Here is a 24,561-nt window from a genome sequence, read left to right on the forward strand (position 1 = left end):
CTGGATGGGGAGCGGCCGTGCGGCACAGCGTGGCTCGTCCCTGCTGGAGATGATCATCACTCTGGCGATTCTGGCCATCCTGACCAGCGCCGCCCTGCCTCTGGCGCGCACGGCTGCCCGAAGCCGACAGGAGACCGAACTGCGGCGAGCGCTCCGTGAAATCCGCTTCGCCATTGACCGCTACAAGGAGTTCAATGACCAGACCGGTGGGCAACGTATTCCGGTCGAGCTGCGTACACCGAGCGGCTACCCCAAAAACCTGGAAGTGCTCTATGAAGGGTTCGTCCCGGTCGGCAACGTGGATGGCAGGAAAATCTTTTTCCTGCGGCGGCTTCCGATTGATCCGATGACAGGCAAAGCCGACTGGCAAACCCGCAGTTCACAGGATGACCCGGATTTTGCACTTTCCCTGGGGGATGATGTGTTTGATGTCCGGTCGCGTTCGACGGCTACGGCCCTGGATGGAACACGCTATGACGAGTGGTAAGGAGGAAGCTGGTTTGAAAGGAACCTGTACAGAGGGTGCTTCGGGACACCTGTGGGCAAGGCGTGACCGGGGTTTCACCATACTGGAACTGGTCATCGTCATGACCATCATGTCCATCCTGCTGACGGTGAGCATTCCCATCTACCGCACTCTTCTGGTACGGGCGCGGGAGACGGTTCTGCGCGAAAATCTTTTCAAGCTGCGCGATGCCATCAACCGCTACACCTACGACAAAAACCGCGCGCCGCAAACCCTGAGCGATCTCGCAAGTGCCAAGTATCTGCGCGAAATCCCGGTTGACCCCATCACCCAGAGCCGTGATACCTGGGTGGTGCGTCTGGAAGATGAGCCGGTCGTCCCTTCAGCGCCACGGGGCATTGTGGATGTCTTCAGCGGCGCAGAGGGCATTGGCACGGATGGCGTCCCTTACAACGAATGGTGAAGCCGCGCGTCGTCGGGCGCGTGTGTTCCGGCTACTTTCCCAACCTCCCTGGAATAACTCCATGAGTATCTTTGAACGCTTCTGGCGGCGGCTTGTGTTTCCGTCTCCCTCACGCGCCCTGTGTGCACTGACCGCCGAAGGCGTCGTCATGTTTGACCGGCGCACCCGGCAGTCACACTTTCAGCCCTGGGTGGACCAGGCTTTCCAACCGGCCTTTGATACGGAAAACGTCCGCCAGGCCAGGGCGTTTGCCTCCACGTTGATTCAGGGGACGCACGCGCTGGGGTTGGCTGGGGAGCGCCGGTGGTCGGTGCTGCTGCCGGGAGCCACCGCCCGTGCCTATGTCGTAACTATCGAGACGACCATTCCTCCGCAGGATGTGCCGGATGTCCTCGTGTGGAAAGCTGAGCGGTTGACCGGGCTGCCACAGGAAGACATCTGGATGGCCACGGCCGAATTGGGACCGGGTGTGACCGCAAGTGGCGCTGCCGGGAGGCGGTTTTTGCTGGCGGCCATGAGCCGGCGCGTGGCGCTTGGCCTACAGTCCGCTCTGGAACAGTTGAACTGGCAGCCCGGTCTGCTACTGCCCCGGCTCGTCGGGGAAGCGCTGTGGGTGCAGCATGTTGCGGTGCAGCCTGATCAGATGCTCATCAGCGTGGAGGATGATACTTTGGCCGTTATGCTGCTTCAGCGGGGCGTCCCGCTGTCCATCCGCACGTTGCCGCTGGCCGGCGAGTTGCCCGCCGAGCAGTTGCTCCGGGTGCTGCTCTTCTTCCGTGAACACGCCGTTGAGTCCGGGCTTGGCTCGGCCGAACAGGAAATCCGGTTTGAGGTTTTGCCGGTCAACGTCCCGCTCGAAAGCGCTGAAATCAGTCAGTGCATCCGTGAGACCTTTGGTGAGCCACTACGAGTCATTGCACCACAGCAGCTTGGGTTTGATTCTTCGGCAGAGTTTTCCCGGCTGGCCGGCGTCACCGGTCTGGCTTTGGCCACGGCTTGAGGTTGTTGTCTGTGGAGGTGCGCCATGGCTGTGACCCTTGCCGGGACCACACCGGAAACCGTTGTTGAGGCGCTGGCCGGGACGCCGCTGCTGCGGCGTTTGACGGCGTATCTGACAACGACGGCTGATGCCATCACCCGCGAGCACCTGGCCATCACAGAAATTCCTGCCCCACCTTTTCACGAAGCGGCCCGGGCAGCTTTTGTCGCCGACCGCCTGCGCGACAGCGGACTGTCTTCCGTCTGGCAGGATACCGAAGGCAATGTCTATGGCTGGCTGCCGGGGGCAGAAAAGACGCTGACCCGCGCGCCCATCGTGCTTGCCGCCCATCTTGACACGGTGTTTCCGCCCGGAACGAATGTGAACGTCCGGGTGCAGGGAACGCGCCTCTGTGCGCCGGGCATTGCCGACAATGCCTGTGGTGTGGCCGGACTGCTTGCGCTGGCGCGTGCCTTTGTCACCCAGTCCATCCCGTTCTCCGGCCCGGTGTGTTTCATAGGCACCGTCGGGGAGGAAGGCAATGGCAATCTGCGTGGCGCGCGCGCCGTCGTGGAGCAGTTTCCCCACATGCGAAGTTTCATCGCCCTGGACGGGCCCGGACTGGAGCACATCACCTGCCGCGCCATTGGCTCGCGGCGGTTCTGTGTGACCTTTCATGGCCCGGGTGGTCACTCATGGGCCGATTTTGGCACGGTGAACCCGGTTCACGCGCTGGGCGAGTTCATCAGCCGGGTGCGGCGGTTGCCCCTTCGCCGGGGCGTAGCCTGTACGGTGGCCATTGCCGGCGGCGGCAGCGCCATCAATGCCATTCCGACCATGGCCCAGGGGGAAGTGGACTGCCGGGCGCACCGGATGGCTGACCTGGATGCGCTCGAACATGCGCTCCGGTTGGCGGCTGTTGAAGCTCAGCAGTCCGAAATACAGCAGGCAACCCGGCAGCGTCGCCTGTCAGTGGCGGTGCAGCGTCTGGGCGAGCGTCCGGCGGGAGAAACCCCTTCCACCTCGCCACTGGTGCGGTGCGCCATCGCTGCCACCCGTGCCTGTGGCCGGCGTCCGGTTCTGGAGAGTGGCTCGACGGATGCCAATGTGCCCATGGCTCTGGGAATTCCTGCGATTGCCATTGGAGCCGGTGGTGAGTATGGCGGCTGTCATACCTTGGAGGAATGGTATGACCCGGTTGGGCGTCCGCAGGCGTTGGTACGGGCCGCTCTGCTGGTGTTGGCCCTGGATCAGTTGATGGTGGAGTTGCCGGAGCCGGAGGCCCGGCCGCTGGCGGCATCACACGCTGTTTCGTCCCTGCCCGAGCCCGAATGATATGTCACGCTACTGGCTGCTCAAATCCGAGCCTGGCGTCTTTTCGATTGACGACCTGCAGGCGGCACCGAATCAGACGACAAGCTGGGAAGGGGTACGCAACTACCAGGCCCGGAACTTCCTGCGCGATGGGATGCAGGTTGGCGACCGGGCTTTTTTCTATCACAGCAATGCCACCCCGCCGGGCATTGTCGGTGTTGTCGAAATCGTACGGGCCGGGTATCCCGACCACACAGCTTTTGACCCGGCGAGCCGTTACTACGACCCGAAAAGTGACCTGGCACACCCTACGTGGTTTATGGTGGATGTCCGGCTGGTGCAAAAATTTCCCCGCATCATCTCCCTTGATGAACTCAAACGCACACCCGGTCTGGAGAACATGCTTGTCATTCGGCGCGGGATGCGGCTTTCCGTGCAGCCGGTGACAGAAGCCGAATGGCAGATTGTGCTTGGCTTGGTTGGAAGCGCTGACCGTCCGGTGTGAAGTTGGCTGTGTTCAGCAAGCCCGACCAATCCGGTCTTGTCGCCTGAGCGTCGGCTTTCCATAATCCGCCCTGGCTGGAAACACTCTCACTGAAGGAGCCTGACCTGCCGTGCCTGTCGTTGAATCTGCTGCTGCCTGTCGTTTTGGCGGTGAACATGCCCAAACCCTTGAGCAGCTCTACAAACTCATTGAACGCCTGTGGAAGGAACACCGGACTTCGCCCACCCGCGCCGGAGATGAACTGGTCTATGCGTTTGGAAATCTCGACTGTGTGGTGGTGATCAACCAGGATGTACTCGGCGCCCTGGTTGAAGTGAAGACAAAGCTGGGCAATGTGGACTGCCAAGCCAACGACCAGGGGGAAATTGTCGCCACGCTCAACACCGATCCCAAGGAAGGCGGCCGGGAAGATGGCGACGTTGCCAAAATTCTGAGCTTTGCCGTGCGGGCGCTGGATGACTACTACTACAAGCGCCGCGTGGCGTGACGCCCGTCGCCGTGGGCGCTTCGGACGCGGGTCATCGGGAGCCGCCCTACCGCCACTTTCTTGTTGCTGGCGGACTGGTAGTGCTGGACCAGTTCAGCAAGCTGTGGGTGTACTGGGCGCTGCGTCCAACGGATGCCGTCATCCGCGTTGTACCTGGGTTTTTCCACCTGCGTTATGCCGAAAACCCCGGCATTGCGTTCAGCCTGCTGGACAGTGGTACGCCGGCCATGCGGCTGACGCTGCTTGTGATTGCTGCCTGTGCAGGCGTGGGCGTCGGGCTGTACCTCTGGTGGACGCCAGCCGACCGCCAGCTGCTGCGCTGGACGCTGACCTGCCTGCTGGGCGGCATTCTGGGCAATGCCCTGGACCGCATCGTGCATGGTGCGGTCATTGATTTTCTCGATTTCCACTGGGGAGCGTGGCACTTTCCCACCTTCAACCTGGCGGATAGCTGCATCACCGTCGGGGCCGTCATGCTGGCGCTGGACACCTTCAGTGAACTGTGGCGTCCGGCGCGGACCGAGACCTGACGAATCCATGCCAACCTGCGAGGCGGACATCGTTATTGTTGGCGCGGGTGCTGCCGGATTGATGGCCGGCATCTGGGCAGGCCGGACGGCTGGGCCGCGGGCGCGCATCGTGGCGCTGGATGGTGCGCCACGCCTGGGGGCAAAAATACTCGTTTCCGGTGGCGGGCGCTGCAACGTGACCCACGAACAGGTGACGGCTGACGATTTTGCCGGCTCCGGGCCGACCTTCATTCACCCTGTGCTGCGGCAGTTTGATGTACCTGCCACAGTTGCGTTCTTCAATGAACTGGGCGTCGTGCTCAAGCGGGAAGCCACCGGCAAGCTCTTTCCCGTCACTGACCGCGCACGGACGGTCCTCGATGCCCTGCTCGCGGCAGCCGCAGCGGCCGGGGTTGAGTGTCGCCATCCCTGCCGGGTTGAAGTCGTGCAACCGACCGCACAGGGGTTTCTGGTTGGCGGCCCTTGGGGGACAGTGGCGGCCCGGCAGGTCATTCTCGCCACGGGCGGCAGGAGTCTGCCCAAGTCGGGTTCGGATGGCTCCGGCTATCACCTGGCAACGGCACTGGGGCACACCATCACGCCGACGTTTCCGGCGCTCGTCCCACTGTTGCTTCCGCCGAACCATCCCCTGTGTGACCGGCGTGGCATCAGTACGCCGGCCACCCTGTCCGTCAAAGTGGGCCGCAAGACGCTGGCAGCCGTCACGGGGTCGCTGCTGTGTACGCATTTTGGGCTGTCCGGCCCGGCGACGCTTGACATCAGTCGGCATTGGCTGGCGGCGCGGCAGAAAGGGCTGGCGGCGCAGCTTGTCATCAACTGGTTGCCGGAACTGCCGCCGGGCAGGTTTGAACAGCAGTTGCTGTCGCTGGGGCGGACGACCCTCCTGCGGTTTTTGAGTGAGTATCTGCCGGAGCGTCTGGCGCAGCTTCTGCTCGAACTGGCTGCCGTTCCCCTCACCCGTACCGGAGCACAACTGACCCGTACCGAACGGCAGGCGCTGATCACCACCGTTCTGCAGTGGGCGGCACCGGTCACTGGCGACCGGGGATTTACTTATGCGGAAACGACGGCTGGCGGCGTGCCACTTCGGGAACTCGATGTCAGCCGCATGGCCTCGCGGCGCTGTCCGGGGCTGTACTGTTGCGGGGAAATCTGCGACGTGGACGGCCGCATCGGGGGCTTCAACTTTCAGTGGGCGTGGTCAAGCGGCTACGTGGCCGGCGTTGCGGCAGCCCGCGCCCTTCGCACTGCGTCGGACAGCTTGCGCCAGGCTTAGGAAGGTCAGGAAAAAAGCCGGCGTGCCACCTGCTGAATGAGCGGCGGGATGCCTTCGCCGGTCACGGCTGAGACCGGAAAGCAGGGAATGCCAAGCTGTTGGCAGTGCTGTTGGAGCGCGGCTGTCCGGGCTGGATCGGCAATGTCCTGTTTGGTGGCGACGACCAGGCGCGGCCGGGCGGCGAGTTCCGGGTCATAGCGCACCAGCTCGTTTTCGATGGCGTTGTAGGCCGTCACCGGGTCCTGGGCCGCCATTGGCGACACATCCACAAGGTGCAGCAGCAGCCGCGTCCGCTCGATGTGCCGGAGAAATTGCAGGCCGAGTCCACGCCCTGCGTGGGCCCCTTCGATGATGCCGGGAATGTCGGCAATGACAAAGCTCCGGTAATCTTCCAGTCCGACGACACCCAGGTTGGGCACGAGGGTGGTGAACGGGTAGTCGGCAATTTTTGGCCGCGCCGCCGAAACCGCTGCAATGAAGGTGGACTTGCCGGCGTTGGGGTAGCCCACCAGTCCCACGTCGGCCAGCAGCTTGAGTTCGAGCCGCAGGGTGCGGCGTTCACCCGGTTGGCCCGGTTCGTGCTGCCGTGGGGCGCGGTTGACCGAACTGGCAAAGCGGGCATTGCCGCGTCCGCCGCGTCCGCCCCGGGCCACGGCCACCATCTGACCGTCCGTGGTCAAATCGGCCAGGCATTCTCCGGTGTCGGCGTCATAGACCAGTGTGCCTACCGGGACATCCACGATGCAGTCGGCGCCGTTCCGCCCGTGACGGTTGCTGCCCTCACCGTGGCCGCCGCGTTCGGCGGCATAGCGCGGGTTGTAGCGAAAGGCGAGCAGCGTGTTGGTGTGGTGGCTGGCCCGCAGATAGACCGTGCCACCGTCGCCGCCATCACCGCCGGAAGGCCCACCACGTGGCACGAACTTCTCACGGCGAAAGGCCATACAGCCATTACCGCCGTTGCCGCCAGCGACATAGATGATGGCTTCGTCAACAAACATGGAACAAAGCACAAAGCCCAAGGCTGGTCAGAAACCTTGGGCTTGCCGTTGGGTGCTGTTGCCGGGAGCATCACCGACGCCAACACTTCTGGGCGCCGGCGTTGGGAGTCAGTCCTTCTCAGGCCGTGGTGGGTGTTTCGGTCGTGGCCGGTGGTGTTTCCAGCGGAATGACCTCGATGTAGCGCCCAAGCTGTCCGCGGTCGCGGAAACGCAGGTGTCCGGCCGTCAGCGCAAAGAGCGTGTGGTCACGCCCCAGACCGACATTGCGCCCCGGCTTGAAGCGGGTGCCGCGCTGCCGAACCAGAATTTCACCGGCCTTGACGAACTGATTGCCAAAACGCTTGACGCCGAGGCGCTTCGCGTGCGAGTCGCGCCCGTTGCGGGAACTTCCAACGCCTTTTTTATGAGCCATGGCTGGTATGACCTCGTAGATGAAATGGGATCGGACAGGAGGCAGAAACGAACTACGCGGCGGCTTCGATTTTCTGTACCAGCAGCGCCGTAAAGTTCTGGCGATGCCCACGCTTGCGCCGGTACTGCTTCCGACGTTTGAACTTGAAGACAATGATTTTCCGGGCGCGCCCATGCCCGATGACCGAAGCCGTGACACGGGCACCGGGCAGGTGTGGCGTCCCGACCTTGAATTCCGAACCGGTGTGCAGTGCAAGCACATCGAGTTGCACCGTCTGCCCCGGCTCGGCTTTCAGGCTCGGCACCTGAATGACATCCCCTTCGGCAACCCGAAACTGTTTTCCACCTGTGGCAATGATGGCATAAGACATGGCGTATCTCCTGCTTCCCCGTGACAATCGCCGGCTGACGCCGATAGGCGGCACTTAAGGGCAAAGCCGGAAGTCTAGTGACCGGCGGCTGAACCTGTCAAGTTTCTGGTTTGCCAGGTCAATGCTGCGGCCGTCTGCGGGGCAAAAGGTCATTGTGGAAGGTCTTGTTAGGTTGGGACGGGACTGCTTATGCTGCGGCCCACCCTGTTGCCCATACATTGCCATTCAAAGTCCAACCTTCAGAGAGACTTATGTACTGGAAGCCACACCGCTTGTCCTTTGTCCTGCGGGTCGGCATCTTTTCCCTTCTGGGACTGGTTGCTGTCTCCGGTCTGCCTTCGGCGTTCCTGTCTGACACGAAATGGGGAAGTCCGGTTGCCGCCAAAGCGAACCAGGACCCGCTCCGGGAGACCCTTGATTTCGTTGCCCAGGCTACGCGCCGGGAGACACAGGGACTTCCCTGCCGCCAGCTCAAAAACGGTGCCCTGATGATGGAACTTGGCGACGGCTTCCAGCACGTCGCCCTGGCGCGTACCGAAGCCGACGGTCGGATTTCCGTGCGCTGTGTGGGCAGCGTCACCGAAGCGGAAGCCTTCCTGCGTGGCGGCGATGAAGCTGCTGGCGGGCAGGATGATCAGCACACTGGCCAGAACGACCACCCTGCCGGGCGTGACCTCGTGCTGCCGCCGCTCCGTAAGCCGGCTGGCGTGGTGACGAGTCTGGCAACCCGGTCTGAAGTCCGCATCGAGAACCCACAGGGTTCGACCATCATCATTCGGAACGTGAATGAACCTGGCGTCGGCTTCAACGATCCGACGCCCGCCACTCCGGTCGGCGGCAACCCGGGGACGACCCTTGGCCAGCAGCGCCTGAACGTCTTTCAGCGCGCGGCTGAAATCTGGGGCGCGACGCTGCGCAGCAACGTGCCGATTGTTGTTGAAGGCCGGTTCACGTCGTTGGGCAGCGGGGTGCTTGGCTCGGCTGGAACGACATCCATCTTCCGTGGCTTCCCGAATGCGCCGTTTGGGGATACGTGGTATCACTACGCCCTGGCCAACGCGCTGGCCGGGGAGGACCTGTCGGTGCAGAACCCGCCGCGCGCGCAGATCAACACCAACTTCAGCACGAACTTCAACTTTTACCTTGGACTGGACAACAACGCGCCGCCCGACCAGGTTGACCTGCTCACGGTCGTCCTGCACGAATTCGCCCACGGTTTGGGCTTCAGCACCTTTGTCAATACTGCCAACGGACGCAATGCCGGCGCGGATGATACCAACCCGGATGGCGGCTTCACCGATTGCTATGCCCGCCTTCTCCGGGATGAAAATCTCAACCTCAACTGGAACCAGATGACGGCCGCACAGCGGCAGGCATCGGCCACCAACACCGGAAACCTGACCTGGACTGGCCCCACGACCCAGAGCGTGCTGCCAGTTGCGCTAGAGCCATCGCCGGTGCTGCGGATCGAGCGTGAGCCGCCAGTGTTCATTGCCGTCAACCAGGCCACGTTTGGCGGCCCTATCACTCTGGGCGGATTGACGCGCCCACTCGTGGCGGCCCAGCCGCCGCTGGCCTGTGGGCCGCTGTCGAATCCGGGCACGGTCAACACCAACTTTGCTCTGGTGGACCGGGGCGAGTGTCCCTTTGTGGACAAGGCCGCCAACGCTCAGCAGGCCGGGGCGCAGGGGCTGATCATTGCCAACAACACGACGGGGGGCTTCATCCCCGGCGGAACCGCCCCAGACATCACTATCCCGGTTGTCGGAATTTCGCAGGCAGACGGCACAACCCTGCGCAACTTCCTGTCCAGCGGGAGTGTCACGGCCACACTGCGCCTTGACCCCACCCGCCCTGTCGGAACGACCAACGGACGGATTCGCATGTTTGCTCCCAATCCACGGCAGGCGGGTTCGTCGGTGTCGCACTGGGACAACACTGTACGCCCACGGCTGCTGATGGAGCCAGCGATTAACCCGCGCCTGCCGCGTACCCAAGACCTGACGCTCAACCTCTTCCGCGACTTGGGTTGGACGGTCAACCCCATCTTTTCCACATCGGGACTCCAGGTGCCGTCTGACGGTGCAACGCCACAAGTTGCCATCAATGCCGTCGGGCCGTGGAGCGTAGCGGGTTTGCCCAGTTGGATCACAGGCTTTCCCACGGCTGGCAACCTGTTGACCAACATCAGTTTCCAGGTCGCACCAAATCCCGGCTCACAACGCACGGCGACGCTGACCCTCGATCCCGGTGGGAATGCCTTGACGATTGTGCAGAACGGCGCTGCCGATACCGCACCGGGTTTTACCAGTCCCAACACCGTGACGTTCACCTTGGGGCAGGCGTCAAGTTTCCTCATCACCGCGAGCGGCAGCCCGGCTCCCACCATTACCCTTGTGAGCGGAAACCTGCCGGCCGGAGTGCGGTTCATTGGCGGCGTTGGTGTCGCCACACTGGTGGGTACGCCGGGAGCTGGCACTGCAGGCACCTACAATCTCGTGGTTCGGGCTGCCAACAGTCTGGGTGCTGTCACCCAAGGTCTGCTCCTGACCGTTGGCCAGGGACTGTGTACCTTTACAGTCTCACCAACCGTACTCAGCGTCGGTGGGGAAGCTGTTGACAATGTGACGCTGACGGTAACGACGGGCCCAAGCTGTGCCTGGGAAGCGCGGGTGCGCAGCACGGATGCACCGTGGATCAAGCTTATTTCAGCGCAGCTCGCCAACGGGACTGTTGTGACACCCCGTATGGTGGATGAACTGGGACAGGTGGATCGGCGGCTGGTGATTTCCGGTATCGGCAACGCTACGTTGACCATTGGTGTCGGGCGCAATCCACGCTCCACGCCCCGTACGGGAACGTTTTTCGTGGCCGGGCAGGTGGTGACGGTGACGCAGGCTGGCGGCACTGGTGGCGCACCGTTGGGCGCAGCGATGGCGATGTTCCGTCCGTCGAACGGATACGTGTACCTGAAGAACCGGCTGATTTCGGACTTTGCTGACCAGGACTTTTTCTACGGGACGGCCGGGGATGTACCGATTGCCGGGGATTGGGACGGCGATGGCATTGACACGCCGGGTATTTACCGGAATGTCAACGGGGTGATGACATTTTTCCTCATCAACAACAACACGGGCGGATTTGCGGACGTGTCGTTTGCGTTCGGGCAGCCGGGGGATATTCCGATTGCCGGCGATTGGGATGGCAATGGGACGGTGACGTGTGGGGTGTACCGTCCGGTCAATCAGACGTTCTTCCTGCGGAATACGAATACGGCCGGGAATGCGGACTTGGCGGTGGTGATCACGGGGGCGCAGGCGACAGACCGGCCGGTGGTTGGGCGGTGGGTGGCTGGCAGCCCGGTGACGGGAGTGGGGCTGTACCGACCAAGCAACGGGCAGTTTTTGCTGAAGAATGCAAACGTAAGCGGCCCGGCGGATGCGACGTTTGTGATGGCAACGACGGGGACGGTGGTGGCGCCGGTGGCTGGGGATTGGACGCGGCAGGGATTTGCGACGGTGGGTGTAGTGGTCAGCCTTGGGGGGACGATTCAGTTCCAGTTGCGGACCTCGAACACGGCTGGGCCGCCAGAGCTACGGGTGAACTATGGTGTGCCGGGGGATGTGCCGCTCATCGGTAACTGGGACGGGCAGCCCAAGCTGCCGCCGGTCTCTGTCCCGTAGTCGGGAAACCGAAGCCTAAAAATGGAGGCGGGGTACACCGTGTGTACCCCGCCTTTTTGTCTGCTGGAGAATGTCAGGTCAGGTTACGGCTTACGACCAAAGGGAAGGCTTCTCGGTCCTGGCCCGGGCATCGAAATGGGCTGACGGGAGGGTGGACTGGCAACCGGCAAAGACGGGGAAGACAGATCAATGCCGAAGTCCCCGCTGTGGTGGAGAGTATTGTAGAGGGCTTCGATTTGTTCACGAAGGTTGTTCAGATCCTGCTCTGACGGTTGTGGTGTTGTCGGCTGCGGTCTTGCCTGGCCGAATGTCATGTCCGGTCTGATCGGCGGCTGCATGGGGGACTGGAGATACTGCGTCGCCTGTGGCCTGTTGGCAGGCACAGGCACCATCGCCGGTGTCACCACAGGCTGATATGGACTGGTCACCGTGTACATACCGCCTGAAACCTCTGACCGGCTCGGCGCGGTGGGTACACCTGATGGCAGGGTATAGGCTGCTCCTGCCGGTGGCACGGCCGCCGGTCTGGGGGTTGGGGCTGCATAAGGCAGTGGCGGGGCGGGTTGTCCTTCGCGCGCGGCCCGCCGGACGAGTTCCTGATAACGCTTGGCATCTTCCATACCCTGCAGGACGCCAATCGGCAGGTCAGCGGGGTTGTTGTCGGTGGTCTGGGGGGCAGGGGAAGCACTGCGGGTGGAAGCTTTCTGACGTACCTGTGGCTTTGGGTTCTGGGCCAGCGCGGTGTCAGGTGCAAGGGCAACGAGGAGACCAAACGCCAAGCCGGCGGTCGTGTACTTCGGGTTCATGGCGGTCCTTCCTTTCATCTCAGCCTTTGTCTCGGGGATTTATCCAATCAGGTGTGGGAGCGACTACTCAACTCAGGTGTGGGAGCGACTACTCAACGGTACGCGCCGGGCGTTTCGGCGATGTTTCAAGGTTTGTTTCAGGTCCTGAAAATGGAGTCCGCCCCGCCCGCCGGGTGGCTTTGGTTGTGTTGGTTTGGATGGTGCCGGCTATTGCGGTGGGCTGGGCTTGGTTGTCTTTCTGACTTGCGGCCAGGTGCGGATGATGGTTTTTCCTCCAGCCGGTAGCGCCGGTGGTGCCGGCTTGGCGTCTTGCGCGCCGTTCCCACTTTGGCTTTCAGGCTGTGGTGTTGTCATCTGCTGTTCCACCGGTGGGGTGGTGGGTGGCGGTGGGGTTTCTTCTTCAGGTGGTGGCGCCGGCTGGGAAACCGTTTGGGGCGGTGTGGGTGGTGGTGTGGCGGGCGTTTCCGGGCTGGTTTCTTCCGGCGGCGGCCACGGGAGTCCCTTCTTGCGGGCCTCAGCTTCTGCGCGTCGGCGCGCGGCTTCCTCACGCCGGTATTGTTCCTGAAGCCGTCTGGCTTCGGCCAGATTGTCCTGCACGCCCAGCGGAAGGTCAGCCGGGTTGGTTACAGGAGATGTGTTTTCCTCAGTCGTTGGTTTGGCTTTGACGCGCTTTTTGGCGGCTTTGGGCGTCGCCGGTTTGGGAGAAGTGGCCCCTTCCTGTGCCGGCACAAGCAGGGGTGAACAAACAAGGCAGGCAATGAACAAACTGCCTGTCCAGAAGCGTTGGCGGTATGGTGCAGACATGAAAAGCCGGAACTCCTTCCATCAGGCCGTCAGGCAGGGTGGATACTCTTGTGGGTCAGCAGGGCATCCGCCCGGCCGGGTTGGTATCGTGCGGAAGGTCGTTCGGCTTCGTCAAGTGATGCACGGTTAAGTCGTGCCCCTTGTCCTACCTGTCCGGGAACTTTGAAAAGCGCCGCGTCCCGCTGTTTTTTGGCCTCAGGTCAGGTATGGAGTTCGGCCAGCAATTCGGCGGCACCTTGCGCCAGTACCCGTTCGGCCAGTTCCCGGCCGATGTCTTCCGCAAAGCGGGCGTCGCCGGTGAGTTCATCCTGAACCAGGCGCGTCCCATCCACGCGGGCCACAAGACCACGCAGGCGGAGCCGGCCTTCGTCGTCCACGACGGCGTGGGCGGCGATGGGCACCTGGCAGCCACCCCCCAGCCCATGCAGAAAAGCCCGTTCAGCTTCACAGGCGTGCCAGGTGCGATGATGGGCCAGAACCTCAATGGCTGCCTGGGTCGTGCTATCACCTTCCCGAATCTCAATGCCCAGTGCCCCCTGGCCGACGGCCGGCAGCATGATGTCGGTTGGAATCCGCTGGGCAATGCGCGCCTCGAAGCCCAGTCGGCTCAAGCCGGCTGCGGCCAGGATGATGGCGTCGTAGCGCCCCTCGTCAACTCGCTGCAAGCGGGTGCCGACGTTGCCACGGAGGTCAGCCAGTTGCAGATCGGGACGCCGGGCCAGAAGCTGCGCCTGGCGGCGGAGACTGCTCGTACCGATGATCGCCCGGGGCGGCAGGTCATCGAGTGACTGGATACCTTCCCGCGCCACAAGCGCATCCCGTACATCCTCCCGCTGGGTCACACAGCCCAGCTTGAGCCCTTCCGGCAGGCGCGTCGGCAGGTCCTTCAGGCTGTGAACGGCCAGGTCCACAACCCCGGCCAGCAGGGCTTCCTCGATCTCTTTCGTAAAGACACCTTTGCCGCCAATCTTCGAGAGCGGGGCATCAAGGATGGCATCCCCCGTCGTTTTGATGATTTGAATGGCTACGCGACGGGTCGGAACCGCCTGTTCGAGCTGTTTTTTGACCCACTCGGCTTGCCAGAGCGCCAAGGCGCTGCCGCGTGAACCAATGACAAGGTCGGCATCGGGGCGGGCGGTAGGAACAGAGAGCGTCATAGTCAGGTCTGGACAGTAAGGTGACAAATCTACCGCCAGCCTATATCGTCCGACGGCGTTTCACGACAAAAAATGGCGTTGTGGCCGGCGGTCCTTCAGCTTTTGCGAAAGGCGAAGAAGTTGTTGAGACCCAACTGGAAGCGCCGGTGTGTGATGAGTTCAAAGCCGGCCTGCCGAAAAATGTCCGGCGTTTGCGATACATCGAAGCCGTGGTGCGCCTCGGTTTCCATGCCATCCAGAAGGCGCAGGGCGATCATGGCGTCCAGGATGCGGTCAACGAGCGGGTGGGGCACGGTGATGAGCAGCTTGCCGTTTGGACGCAGGGCGTTGGCGCAGGCGGTGGCAAAGTCCACGAGCTTATCGTTGGGGATGTGTTCGAGTACCGCCAGCAGGGTGATGGCATCGAAGGGTTCGCCCGGCGGCAGGTCGTCCGGGAAATAGCCGCGCACCAGTTGGATGCGGTCTGTGGCCAGACGTGGATCGGCTTCCGGGTCAATGCCGACGTACTGCCGGAAACCTGTGACTTGGCGGGCAAGGGCACCATCAAAGGCCCCAATGTCCAGAATGCGATCCGTAGGCGCAAGATAGGGGCGCACAACGGCAATACGCCACCGTTGGAGGTAACGGTCAAGCGGCTTCATGCTCTGGAAGTTCCGTCAGGGGCGTCGCCGGAGCCATCCGCCGGATGCGCAGCCCCAGAATGCTCAGGAACAGGCTGGCCAGGATGGTTTCGCAGCCGAGCATCAGGCAGAGCACCGAAGGAATGACCATCCGCAGCGTCCGGCTGGCATCGAGTGGGCCGTAGGCCGCTTCGTTCCAGGAAACAACCGCGGCGATGGAGCCGGCCAGTCCGCCAACGACGAGCAGGCTGCCGATGATGAGGCCGGTTTCGAGGGTGATGTACTGGAACAGTCTGGTCAGCCGTGGGTCTTCGGGGAGAAGTCCCTCGTTGATGGCAAAGACCTTGGCCAGCAGGGCAAAGGTGATGCACTGAAAACCAATCAGCACCGCCAGCGCAGCATAGAGCAGCGTGTGCACGTCCAGAACGACACCGGCCAGGCGCTGCGGCCCCGGCAGAAGCCAGGTTCCCACACCCAGCCCGACCAGCATCAGGAACAGTCCCGGATAGAGAAAAAGCCAGCGTGGGCTGTACAGCAGCATGAAGCGCAGATGCCGCCAGCCGTCCCGCCACGGACGCAGATGCGGCGGACGCGACCGCCCATCGGGCGAAAGCGTGGTGGGCACTTCGGCAATCCGCAGCCCCAGAAGGGTGGCCTTGATGACCATTTCCGAAGCAAACTCCATGCCCGTGGTGCGCAAGTCCATGCGCTTGAAAGCTTCAAGTGAGTAACCGCGCAGGCCGCAGTGGAAATCACCCGCCGGGCATCGGAACAGCAGCCGGCCGATGCCGGTCAGGACAGGGTTGCCGATGTAGCGGTTTTTCCACGGCATGGCTCCGGGCTGAATGCCGCCGCGAAAGCGATTGCCCATCACCAGGTCGTAGCCCTCGCGGAGTTTTTCGAGAAAGGGCATCAGGTTCGAGAAGTCGTAACTGTCGTCGGAGTCGCCCATGATGACGTAGCGCCCACGGGCGGCCAGCGTGGCGCCGTACAGCGCTGCACCGTAGCCCCGCGTAGGGACCTGAACCACCCGCGCGCCAAGGCGGTGGGCAATGGCTTGCGAACCATCGGTCGAACCGTTGTCGCCAATGACGACCTCACCGGTAACGCCATGGCGGTTGAGAAAGTCAAAGGCTTTGCGAATGCAGGTTTCCAGGGTTTCAGCCTCATTGAGGCAGGGCATGACGATGGTCAGCTCAATGGAAGCTTCAGAAGAAGCAGCAGACATGCGACATCAGCCAGAGGAAGTGCGGAATCACTGGGAAGGTGGTGCTGTGACGTGGGTCTGTTCGCGCGGCGGGTCAGTGCCGTCCGGGCGCACACCGACCTTGCCACGATTGATGAACGTCCAGATGAGCGCCACCAACGAGAGCACCACGAGCACCCCTGTAGCCACAAAGCGATACATCTGGAGTCCATCTTCGGAAGCCGGGTTATTGGCCGCCTTGGTCTCCAGGTGTGAGCTGTCCGGCAGGTGCGCCACACCATTGGGACTGGAAGCTGCCGCCGGGGCTTCGGCCGGGGTTGGTGTGACAGCCGTGAGTTGGCGTGTCAGTCCCAGTCCACTCGTAATAGACAGTTCAGCCGGCGTCGGTTCCTGCACGGAACCACCTTCCGAGGTCAGCTCCATGGTCGGCGCAGTGTCCAGCTCATCCTCGGTCGGTTCGTCACCCAACCCCAAGCTTTCTTCGGTTGGGTAAGGCAGGTTGTGATCACGGTCAATCGGGGTGATGATGTCATCCCCGGCAACCTCGCCGCGCCGTGGAAAACCTTCACCTGTGAAACGCAGAAGCATGACGGTGATGTTGTCTTCGCCGCCGCGTTCGTTGGCCAGATTCACCATGTGCTGGCAGGCCAGACGCAGGTCGCCGTTGGTGGCACTCAGGATGTGCTGCATGTCTTCGCCGTTGATCTTGCCGGAGAGACCGTCGCTGCACAGCAGCAGCACATCGTCGCGGCAGACCCGGATGCTATCTACCGTCACTGCGACGCTGGGCGTGGCCCCCAGCGCCTGGAGAATGACGTTTTTGTAGGGGTGGGTTTCCGCTTCTTCAGGGGTGATATGCCCGGACTGGATGAGTTGTTCGACGAGGGATTGATCCGTCGTCACCTGCTTGACGAGTCCGTGCCGAAACAGGTAGGCGCGTGAGTCGCCGACTTGCGCCAGGTAGAGCACGGTACCATCCAGTCCCGCCCCGGTGAAGGTCGCTCCCATCCCGGCATATTCCGGGCTGCGCTGGCTCTGGTGGTTGATGAACAGATTGGCGCGCTCAATGGCAAACCGGAGACGCTCGTGAAACTTGAAGTGACTGAATTCGGGGGCTTTCTGAAGCCGCATCATGCTGTCGCAGACCTGCGTCACAGCCAGGTGACTGGCCACTTCGCCTGCCAGCGCCCCGCCCATACCATCGGAAACGGCAAGCAGCACGCCCTGGTCAGCAGGGTGCAGCTCGATGAGCAATGGATGGTCCGGGAGTTGGTTTTCAGCCGTCCAGCTCTGCCCGTTGCTGAGGTTGACAATCAGGAAGTTGTCTTCATTGTGCGGGCGGACCACGCCAACGTCAGTCAGCGCATACACTTCAATTTTTCTCACACCGTTGACGGTTGTCGCAGTGGTCATAGCATCGTGATGTGGTGAGGATTGGTCGTTCCCATGGTGGGCCATTGCTGTCAGGAATTCATATCAGGCCATAACGCCGTGGTGATGATCGTTTCTGATGATAACCCCTTGTGCGTATGGTGCTGCGAGAATACGGTGCCGCCAACACGAGGGCAACGCTGCAAACAACGTATGACCGCGTGGGATACGGACCATTCAAGGAGTCCATCACCCGCGCGCGTCGCCGACAACCGCAATCTGTCAGTCCTTGGCTGTGTTCATCACAAGAATAGATGCGTCAGTATAAGTCAACCCAGGCAGGGCGACTAGGGGGTAAATCTACCTTGTGACAGAGACCGGCGCTACCTCACAGCGAGGCCAGCGCCTGATCCAGATCGGCGAGCAAATCCGCGATGTCTTCGATGCCAACCGAAAGCCGGACAAGTCCTTCCGTGATGCCCAACCGCTGCCGCTCCACCAGTGGTACGCTGGCATGGGTCATCGTCGCCGGATGACAGGCCAGGCTTTCGACGCCGCCAAGCGATTCCGCCAGCGCAAACACCTTCAGGCTTTCCAGCACCCGCCGGGCAGCCTCCAGGTCTCCGACATCAAAGGCCAGCATCCCACCGAAACCTGTCATCTGCCGCGCGGCCAGCGCATGCTGGGGGTGTTCCGGCAGTCCGGGGTAATACACCCGCGCCACACGCGGATGTTCGCGCAGAAACCGGGCAACGGCGCGTCCATTGGCGTCATGGGCCTGCATGCGTACGACCAGCGTTTTGATGCCGCGCATCGTCAGCCACGCATCCATCGGGGAAAGAATCGCTCCGGCGGCATTCTGGACGAACGCCAGACGTTCGGCCACTGCTGGTTCTGTGACGACGACGACTCCGCCCACGCTGTCGCTGTGGCCGTTGAGGTACTTCGTCGTTGAGTGCACGACGATATTGGCCCCCAGCGTCAGCGGCCGCTGGAAGTAGGGCGACATAAACGTGTTGTCCACGACGACGTGAATCCCCTGCGGCCGTACCGCCTGCGCAATGGCAGCAATGTCACACAGGCGCATGACGGGATTGGTCGGCGTTTCCAGAAACACCATCCGCGTCGTCGGGCGCAGCGCCGCCAGCACCTGCGCCGTATCGCTGGCATCCACGTAATCAAACGCCAGCCCGAAGTCCGTCAGCACCCGCTCAAACAGGCGGTACGTCCCGCCGTAGGTGTTGTCGGACACCACGACGTGATCGCCGGCCTTGAGGCAGGCCGTCATGACGGCGTGAATGGCCGCCATCCCCGAAGCAAAGGCAAAGCCCGCCACGCCGCCTTCCAGCACAGCCACATTGGCTTCCAGCGCCGCACGGGTCGGATTGTGTGTGCGGGCGTACTCATATCCTTTGTGCCGCCCCAGCCCTTCCTGGACGTAGGTCGAAGTCTGATAGATCGGCACGGCAACAGCGCCGGTTGCCGGTTCCGGCGGTTGACCGGCATGGATGACGTCAGTCGCAAATCCCATGGGGTGCGTTCTCCCGCCGCCGCGCCCGGCCGGCCGGCGGCTGCTGTGAGTGCAGAAAGTTCTACCGCAGTTTACGCCGGTTCGCTACCGGCTGGTCATACCGCCTCTCCCCGGCAGTGGCGTCACGTTCCGCGTTCTTCCGCCGGGCCGCCGGTTCATGACCCTTCCAGAGAGGATTCCGAAGGTTGTCGGGCCTTTTCAAGCAGCATCTGGGGAATACCGTCTTCAATGGGGTACACCCGGTGACAGCGTGGACACTGGACGCCCGTCCGGTCAGCCAGCAGCACCACCTGAACCCGGCACACCACGCAGCAAATCAACTCAATGGCGGGCAGGGCGGCGTCGGTGTGACCGGTAGCAGTTTCCATGACAGGACTTTCAGCGGCGGCGCGTCCGGCTCAGGGTTTCGGCCAACCGGCAAAGCCAGGCCGAAGCCTCATCATACCCGGCAAACCGGCGCTCATCTTCCTGAAATGCCGGTGTGTGAACGCACCGGCGGCCATTGACGTGCGTGACGCCATGCCTGATGTGCAGCATTTCGTGGTAGAGCACATACTCGACGACAAACTGCGGCACGCGCGCGTCATCCAGCGTCCGGCTGATGACGATGGTGTGGTGGGCCGCGTCGTAGTGGCCAAAGGTCCGGCGCGTCCGCCGCTGGCTCCACGTCAGCGCCGGACGCCGAAGCTGGCCGTCGAAATACTGCTGGTTGAGCCGGTGAAACAGCTTTTCGAGATCGTAGTGCTTCCCGCGCGCGCCGGAAATCAGCTTGAACCCGCGCTCGCGCCGCCGCTGCTCGGCCAGCCGCGTCACCGGCTTCGAGCGCACATACTCCCGGAACACCTCCGTGCAGCGGCCGGGAACGGGCTTCCGGTACAGGCGCGCCAGCAGAATGCCGGCCACGGCTTCGATAACCGTCTTTGGCGCGTGGATGAGAATGTCTGACAGCCGGACGTACATCACACCCTCCCGCAGGCGAATGGTGTTGTTGATGCCTACATAAGGGTAAAACGTCACCTGAATGGCGCGCGGCTGTCTGGCCCGGGGCGCGATAAATTGCTGCCAGCGGGCAAATATCTGGATGAGTTCGGCTTCTGAAAGTGTGCGGAGTGGTTGTGCCGGATGAGCCATAGGACCAGGTGTAAACCCCGACGATAGTCTGCCCGGGTTGTCAGCGTCAACGTACCCACTTTGATCTGCAAACCAACCCGGGCCGGTGCGCGGGGGCCGGCATCAGACACGCGAAAGGCAGAAAAAAAAACAGAAAACACCGTTTTGACTCCAGCCACCCCTTCCGGCAAAATGCCCGAAGGCCGTAACATCGCCTGTTGCCTTGGATTGACATGATGACCTACTCCGAGCCTGACCTGCCGCTGCCTTCCGGCGAGAGCCTTCCCGCTCCCGTTCCTTCAGGGCCTTCCGCGCCGCCGGACACCGGCTTTCCGCTCAAGTCGCTGCTGCTGGCCGTGGGTGGTGTCCTGATGCTGGTGGTGGTCGTTTTCGGGGGCTTGCTCTACTATGCCTTCCAACCCCAGAGAACCACGATGACTGTCGTCGGGCTGGAATGGGAGCGGACGATCCAACTCGAACAGCGGCAGCCGCCAGCCCCCGGAGAAACAGACGAGCGGTGGGTGGCAGTCCGTGAGCTGACCGAAGCCGACGCCACGCCCAACCCACGCTGGCCGGCGTTGCCGCCGGGTCCCGATTACCGCGCCGGCAAGCGCACGGAACGGTATCTTGTGCGTGTCCGGTCATCCAAAAGCCCGAAGGTGTATGAACATCCCGTGCCGGCGGAACTCTTTACCCGGTTTCGCGTGGGCGCTCCATGTGAAGTCATCATCCGGCGCGGCATCGTCGAAGCCGTCACACCGCCGCCGGCGTCCCCCTGAGTGACAGGATGCCCTCTGTTGCTACGTCAACCCCGACGCCCAGAATGCGCCGGTTGTTTTTCAGACTTGTGGAAGTTTGGGGCCATCCAAACCGCATGGCGGCGCTGGGATCGCTTCACGTCGCTGTCTGGGAAGACCCCGGCGGACTGGCCACGGCTTTCAACACGCTGGGCCTGTCTGACCAGGCGCAGACTCCAGATGGCACACCCTTTGAGCTGCACTGGATGATCAAGCGTCCACTCCCGCCTGCCGGACAAACTGAGGCCGCGGCCTTTCTGGCGCAGTTGGCAACTGCGGCCAGCCAGCCACAGACGGCCTTCGACTGGCAGACGCGCGTGGAAGTCCCGACCGGCGTTCCCGGTTTTACGCACTGCCGGGAAGTCTGGCTGCACCCGGCCCTGACTGATGACGACCCGGACACCCTCGATGACCCCCAGGGGCCCGTCAAGGTGCTCTACGTCATTCCACTTACCGAATACGAAAGTTTCATTTTGCGGCGGGAAGGCGCTTCAGCCCTGCGCGAATACGCCAGCGCCAACGGTATTGACCTGCTTGAGCCACGCTGAAGACGCCGATGCGTCCTGACTGTCCAGTCTCACCTACCACCCACTGAGGTTTCCCTATGTCGAACCTACCCCCCACCTCATCGGAATTCGCTTATGAAACAGCTTATGCTGAGGCTCTGGAAGCCGCACTCGCCGGTCAGCCGGCGCTGCCGTCCTTTTTTGAGTCCTGGGAAGCCGATGCCTGGCCGCCGGCGGCTGACCTCATCCGGCTTCACACCCGGCTTCTTCAGGGGCGGGATGATGTGGCCCAGGAGCGCGCCGCATCGTTTCTGGCCGAGGTTCTGGCGCAGTACGACGCGCGGTATGCCGCCCTCCGGGAAGACTTTGCCTCCCTGGAGCGGCTGACCAGCGTCGGAACATGGAAGTACGATGTCCAGCGTCAATACCTGTCATGGTCAGACCGGGCGCTGGCCGAACTGGAGATGTCGCGGGAAGAGACTGTGACAGACATAAACCTGGGTATCGCACACTTCGTTCACCCGGATGACCGGGAACGGGTTGCTGCTGCTTATGCCCGTACCGTGGCGGAAGGGGCGGAACTCTTCCAGGAGTTCCGCTTGCTGCATCCCACGCAGGGGGTGCGCCATCGGCAGTGCCGTGGCGAAGCGCGTCGCGATGCCGCCGGGCAGGTGACGCAGGTGTTCATGGTTTCACGGGATGTGACCGAGGATGTGGCCTACCGGGAACACATCCGGTTGCTTGAAGCCGTTCTGGACAACATCCACGATGCCGTGCTTGTGACCGAAGCCGAGCCGATTGATCCGCCCGGGCCGCGGATTCTCTACGTCAACCGGGCGTTTGAGCAGATGACGGGCTACACGGCGCTCGAAGCCATTGGGCAGACGCCACGCATGCTCCAGGGGCCGGAAACCTCGGCGGAAGCCCGCGCCCGGATTCGGCAGGCGCTGCAAAACTGGCAGCCCATCACGATTGAACTCATCAACTACCGCAAGGATGGGCACCCGTTCTGGTCCGAGCTGGCGATTGTGCCGATTGCCGATGAGACCGGCTACTACACCCACTGGGTGGCCGTCCAGCGCGATGTGACCGAGCGCCGCCGCATCGAAGCCCAGCAGCGCCAACGCTCCCGGCTCGAATCCGTGGGGCAGTTGTCGGCCGGGATTGCCCATAACTTCAACAATCTGCTCGCCATCATCCAGGGGTACGGCGAAATGATCCGCCGGGATGTCGCTCATTCCCCGCAACTTCTGCGCCGCCTGGAAAGCATCCTGCGCGCCGTCAGGCGCGGAAGCGAACTCGTTCAGGAACTCATGGTGTTTTCACGCCAGCGCGACGGGCAGCCCCAGATACTCGACGTATGCCGCGCCGCCCAGGAAGTGCTCGATATGGCCCGTCGCCTGCTTCCCGCCGAAATCGAGGTGGATGATCTGTCTCTGGCGTCGCTGACCGGCGAAAGTCTCCTGGCCCATCTCGACGCCAGCCGCTTCTCGCAGGCGCTGCTCAATCTCATCCTCAATGCGCGCGACGCCATGCCGACCGGTGGGCACCTGACCGTCACCGTCGGGCAGCAGACCGTCACCAACGCACTCACGCAGTTGACGGCGCGTGTCGTCTATGCCCACCCGCCGGAGCCGGGCGACTATGTGTTCGTGAAGGTGAGCGATACAGGTGTGGGGATGGATGCCGAGACCCAGCAGCGCATCTTCGAGCCGTTTTTCACGACGAAAGAGGTGGGTCGGGGCACCGGCCTGGGGCTGGCAACCGTCTATGGCTTTGTGGGTGAAAGCCGCGGCTTCATCACGGTGGATTCAGCTCCCCGGGAGGGCACGACCATCGGGCTGTTCTTTCCACTCGTGCAAGGCACGCCGGCGGCTGAAGAAGCTTCGGGTGAGGTGAAGCTGCTCTCGGCGGTGCTCCCTGCAGATGCCACGGCGCTGATCGTTGAGGATGAAGCCGAACTGGGTGCGTTCCTGTCCGAAACGCTCTCGGACATGGGCTTCAAAACGGTTCACCACGTGCAGGACGGCGCGGAAGCCATTCCACTGACCAAACGCCTGGGTTCACCGCTGGCGCTGGTTGTCACTGACCGGTCGCTGCCGCACGTGACAGGGCCACAGATCATAGCGGAGTTGGCAAACCGTGGCCTGTGTGAACGGTTCCTGCTCATCAGCGGGCTGCCGGGGCAGGAAGACCTGCCGGAACTGCCGCCCGGCGTACGGCTTGGGCGGCTTCAGAAGCCCTTTTCTGTGAAGCAGCTCTATCGGGCGGTGCAGGGGTTGTTCCGGCCGACAGGTGCGCCTTCCTAAACCACAAGCCGCAGACCGTCATAGGCCAGCCGGACACCCGGCGGCAGACGGGCGTCCAGTTCGGCGTGGCGGATGTCGTGCGCCATGTGCGTGAGGTAGGCGCGTTTGGGTTGCAGCCGGGCAATGTAGGCCAGCGCCGCATCGAGGTGCAGATGGGTGGGGTGCGGCTTGTAGCGTACGCAGTCGAGCACCAGCACTTCCAGCCCCAGCAGTTGTTCACAGGCGGCATCGGGAAGGGCATTGCAGTCAGTAATGTAGGCGAAGTTTTCGAGGCGGAAGCCGAGCGTCGTCATGTCGCCGTGAGGCAGTGCCACTGGTGTGACATGTAGGCCGCAGAGGGTGAAATCGCCGCCGATGATGTGAGGCACCAGCCGCGGACGGCTCGAAGGCCCAGCCGGGCCAAAGGCGTAGCTGAACATGCGGTACAGGTTGTGCCACGTTTCGGCGCTGGCAAAGCATGGGATAGCGCCCTGGCGGTAGTTGAGGGCGCGCAGGTCGTCCATCCCGAACACGTGGTCGGCATGGGCGTGGGTGATGAGGACGGCATCGAGCGACTTCAACCCGGCGCGCAGCGCCTGCTGGCGGAAATCAATCGAAGGGTCAATGAGTATTTGCGCTCCCTGATGGCGGACAAGTAGTGAGACGCGCAACCGGCGGTCGCGTGGATCGTCCGAGGTGCAGGTGGGGCAGTCGCAGCCAATCATCGGGATGCCGACGGACGTGCCAGTGCCAAGAAATTCGATTTCCATCGTTTTGCGGATACTTCAGTGTGTGCATCGGATGGGGGCGCGCCGGTCAACAATACTCTCCGGAAGGGACGGAAAAAACTGGTTGAAAAGAAACTGGCGGCCGGAAAACCG

General features: G+C 62.6%; 25 protein-coding genes. 12 read left to right on the top strand and 13 right to left on the bottom strand.

Annotated features, from left to right (window positions below):
* The first annotated feature begins 4 nt into the window (after positions 1-4).
* From J8C01_RS02140 to J8C01_RS02175, 8 genes are all read left to right on the top strand, one after another.
* On the top strand, positions 5-487 hold the full coding sequence (locus J8C01_RS02140; protein ID WP_211432222.1) for a type II secretion system protein: 483 nt from the start codon (positions 5-7) through the stop codon (positions 485-487).
* Complete coding sequence (locus J8C01_RS02145; protein WP_211432223.1) at positions 474-929, top strand: type II secretion system protein; 456 nt, start codon at positions 474-476, stop codon at positions 927-929. Before J8C01_RS02140 ends, J8C01_RS02145 begins: the two co-directional genes overlap by 14 nt.
* A 61-nt stretch (positions 930-990) precedes the next feature.
* Entirely contained in the window at positions 991-1,929 is a 939-nt protein-coding gene (locus tag J8C01_RS02150) for a type IV pilus biogenesis protein PilM (protein ID WP_014098933.1), read from the top strand.
* 24 nt (positions 1,930-1,953) lie between these two features.
* Entirely contained in the window at positions 1,954-3,243 is a 1,290-nt protein-coding gene (locus J8C01_RS02155) for a M20/M25/M40 family metallo-hydrolase (protein ID WP_211432224.1), read from the top strand.
* Position 3,244: 1 nt separating this feature from the next.
* Positions 3,245-3,727, top strand: a complete 483-nt coding sequence (locus J8C01_RS02160) for an EVE domain-containing protein (RefSeq protein ID WP_211432225.1) — start codon at positions 3,245-3,247, stop codon at positions 3,725-3,727.
* Between the two features lie 109 nt (positions 3,728-3,836).
* Positions 3,837-4,214 carry a hypothetical protein gene (locus J8C01_RS02165; RefSeq protein ID WP_014098936.1) on the top strand — a complete coding sequence of 126 codons (378 nt, stop codon included), beginning with the start codon at positions 3,837-3,839 and terminating at the stop codon, positions 4,212-4,214.
* Positions 4,211-4,744, top strand: a complete 534-nt coding sequence (gene lspA, locus J8C01_RS02170; RefSeq protein ID WP_211432226.1) for a signal peptidase II — start codon at positions 4,211-4,213, stop codon at positions 4,742-4,744. Before J8C01_RS02165 ends, lspA begins: the two co-directional genes overlap by 4 nt.
* Positions 4,745-4,751: 7 nt before the next feature.
* The gene (locus J8C01_RS02175) at positions 4,752-6,020 is read left to right on the top strand and encodes a BaiN/RdsA family NAD(P)/FAD-dependent oxidoreductase (RefSeq protein WP_014098938.1); all 1,269 of its coding nucleotides are present in this window, start codon (positions 4,752-4,754) and stop codon (positions 6,018-6,020) included.
* Positions 6,021-6,025: 5 nt separating this feature from the next.
* Here the strand turns inward: J8C01_RS02175 and obgE are convergent, their stop codons facing one another.
* The 3 genes from obgE to rplU form a co-directional block, all read right to left on the bottom strand.
* Complete coding sequence (gene obgE / locus J8C01_RS02180; RefSeq protein ID WP_014098939.1) at positions 6,026-7,018, bottom strand: GTPase ObgE; 993 nt, start codon at positions 7,016-7,018, stop codon at positions 6,026-6,028.
* A 118-nt stretch (positions 7,019-7,136) separates the two neighbouring features.
* A complete protein-coding gene (rpmA, locus tag J8C01_RS02185) occupies positions 7,137-7,430 on the bottom strand; it encodes a 50S ribosomal protein L27 (protein ID WP_014098940.1) in 294 nt (97 codons plus the stop codon).
* Between the two features lie 52 nt (positions 7,431-7,482).
* Positions 7,483-7,800, bottom strand: coding sequence for a 50S ribosomal protein L21 (rplU, locus tag J8C01_RS02190; protein WP_014098941.1), 318 nt, complete (start codon positions 7,798-7,800; stop codon positions 7,483-7,485).
* Positions 7,801-8,051: 251 nt separating this feature from the next.
* Here rplU and J8C01_RS02195 point away from each other — a divergent pair, with 251 nt between their 5' ends.
* A complete protein-coding gene (locus J8C01_RS02195) occupies positions 8,052-11,483 on the top strand; it encodes a PA domain-containing protein (protein WP_211432227.1) in 3,432 nt (1,143 codons plus the stop codon).
* 83 nt (positions 11,484-11,566) lie between these two features.
* On the opposite strand, the gene J8C01_RS02200 is transcribed toward J8C01_RS02195, so the two are convergent.
* From J8C01_RS02200 to J8C01_RS02240, 9 genes are all read right to left on the bottom strand, one after another.
* On the bottom strand, positions 11,567-12,289 hold the full coding sequence (locus tag J8C01_RS02200) for a hypothetical protein (RefSeq protein WP_211432228.1): 723 nt from the start codon (positions 12,287-12,289) through the stop codon (positions 11,567-11,569).
* Positions 12,290-12,496: 207 nt separating this feature from the next.
* Complete coding sequence (locus J8C01_RS02205) at positions 12,497-13,093, bottom strand: hypothetical protein (RefSeq protein ID WP_211432229.1); 597 nt, start codon at positions 13,091-13,093, stop codon at positions 12,497-12,499.
* 200 nt (positions 13,094-13,293) lie between these two features.
* Positions 13,294-14,250: a hydroxymethylbilane synthase gene (gene hemC / locus J8C01_RS02210; RefSeq protein ID WP_211432230.1), complete on the bottom strand. Its 957-nt coding sequence runs from the start codon at positions 14,248-14,250 to the stop codon at positions 13,294-13,296.
* A 95-nt stretch (positions 14,251-14,345) separates the two neighbouring features.
* A complete protein-coding gene (locus J8C01_RS02215; protein ID WP_211432231.1) occupies positions 14,346-14,891 on the bottom strand; it encodes a class I SAM-dependent methyltransferase in 546 nt (181 codons plus the stop codon).
* Positions 14,878-16,098 carry a glycosyltransferase family 2 protein gene (locus J8C01_RS02220; RefSeq protein ID WP_211432232.1) on the bottom strand — a complete coding sequence of 407 codons (1,221 nt, stop codon included), beginning with the start codon at positions 16,096-16,098 and terminating at the stop codon, positions 14,878-14,880. Before J8C01_RS02220 ends, J8C01_RS02215 begins: the two co-directional genes overlap by 14 nt.
* Before the next feature lie 27 nt (positions 16,099-16,125).
* Positions 16,126-17,490, bottom strand: a complete 1,365-nt coding sequence (locus tag J8C01_RS02225; RefSeq protein WP_014098948.1) for a PP2C family protein-serine/threonine phosphatase — start codon at positions 17,488-17,490, stop codon at positions 16,126-16,128.
* Between the two features lie 346 nt (positions 17,491-17,836).
* A complete protein-coding gene (locus J8C01_RS02230) occupies positions 17,837-18,979 on the bottom strand; it encodes a cystathionine gamma-synthase (protein ID WP_211432233.1) in 1,143 nt (380 codons plus the stop codon).
* 155 nt (positions 18,980-19,134) lie between these two features.
* Positions 19,135-19,347 (bottom strand): Trm112 family protein, encoded by a 213-nt coding sequence (locus J8C01_RS02235; RefSeq protein WP_014098950.1) that lies wholly within the window; start codon positions 19,345-19,347, stop codon positions 19,135-19,137.
* A gap of 10 nt (positions 19,348-19,357) precedes the next feature.
* Entirely contained in the window at positions 19,358-20,110 is a 753-nt protein-coding gene (locus tag J8C01_RS02240) for a SprT-like domain-containing protein (protein WP_211432234.1), read from the bottom strand.
* A gap of 212 nt (positions 20,111-20,322) precedes the next feature.
* On the opposite strand from J8C01_RS02240, the gene J8C01_RS02245 reads away from it, so the two are divergent.
* The 3 genes from J8C01_RS02245 (at position 20,323) to J8C01_RS02255 (ending at position 23,701) form a co-directional block, all read left to right on the top strand.
* The gene (locus J8C01_RS02245) at positions 20,323-20,868 is read left to right on the top strand and encodes a hypothetical protein (RefSeq protein ID WP_211432235.1); all 546 of its coding nucleotides are present in this window, start codon (positions 20,323-20,325) and stop codon (positions 20,866-20,868) included.
* Between the two features lie 68 nt (positions 20,869-20,936).
* Complete coding sequence (locus J8C01_RS02250; RefSeq protein ID WP_211432236.1) at positions 20,937-21,434, top strand: suppressor of fused domain protein; 498 nt, start codon at positions 20,937-20,939, stop codon at positions 21,432-21,434.
* A gap of 56 nt (positions 21,435-21,490) precedes the next feature.
* Positions 21,491-23,701 carry a PAS domain S-box protein gene (locus J8C01_RS02255; RefSeq protein WP_211432237.1) on the top strand — a complete coding sequence of 737 codons (2,211 nt, stop codon included), beginning with the start codon at positions 21,491-21,493 and terminating at the stop codon, positions 23,699-23,701.
* Here the strand turns inward: J8C01_RS02255 and J8C01_RS02260 are convergent.
* Positions 23,698-24,450: an MBL fold metallo-hydrolase gene (locus tag J8C01_RS02260; RefSeq protein WP_211432238.1), complete on the bottom strand. Its 753-nt coding sequence runs from the start codon at positions 24,448-24,450 to the stop codon at positions 23,698-23,700. The genes J8C01_RS02255 and J8C01_RS02260 overlap by 4 nt on opposite strands.
* Positions 24,451-24,561 lie beyond the last annotated feature (111 nt).

It is taken from the genome of Chloracidobacterium sp. D (assembly GCF_018304685.1).
In the GTDB taxonomy this organism is placed as follows: Bacteria; Acidobacteriota; Blastocatellia; order Chloracidobacteriales; family Chloracidobacteriaceae; genus Chloracidobacterium; species Chloracidobacterium thermophilum.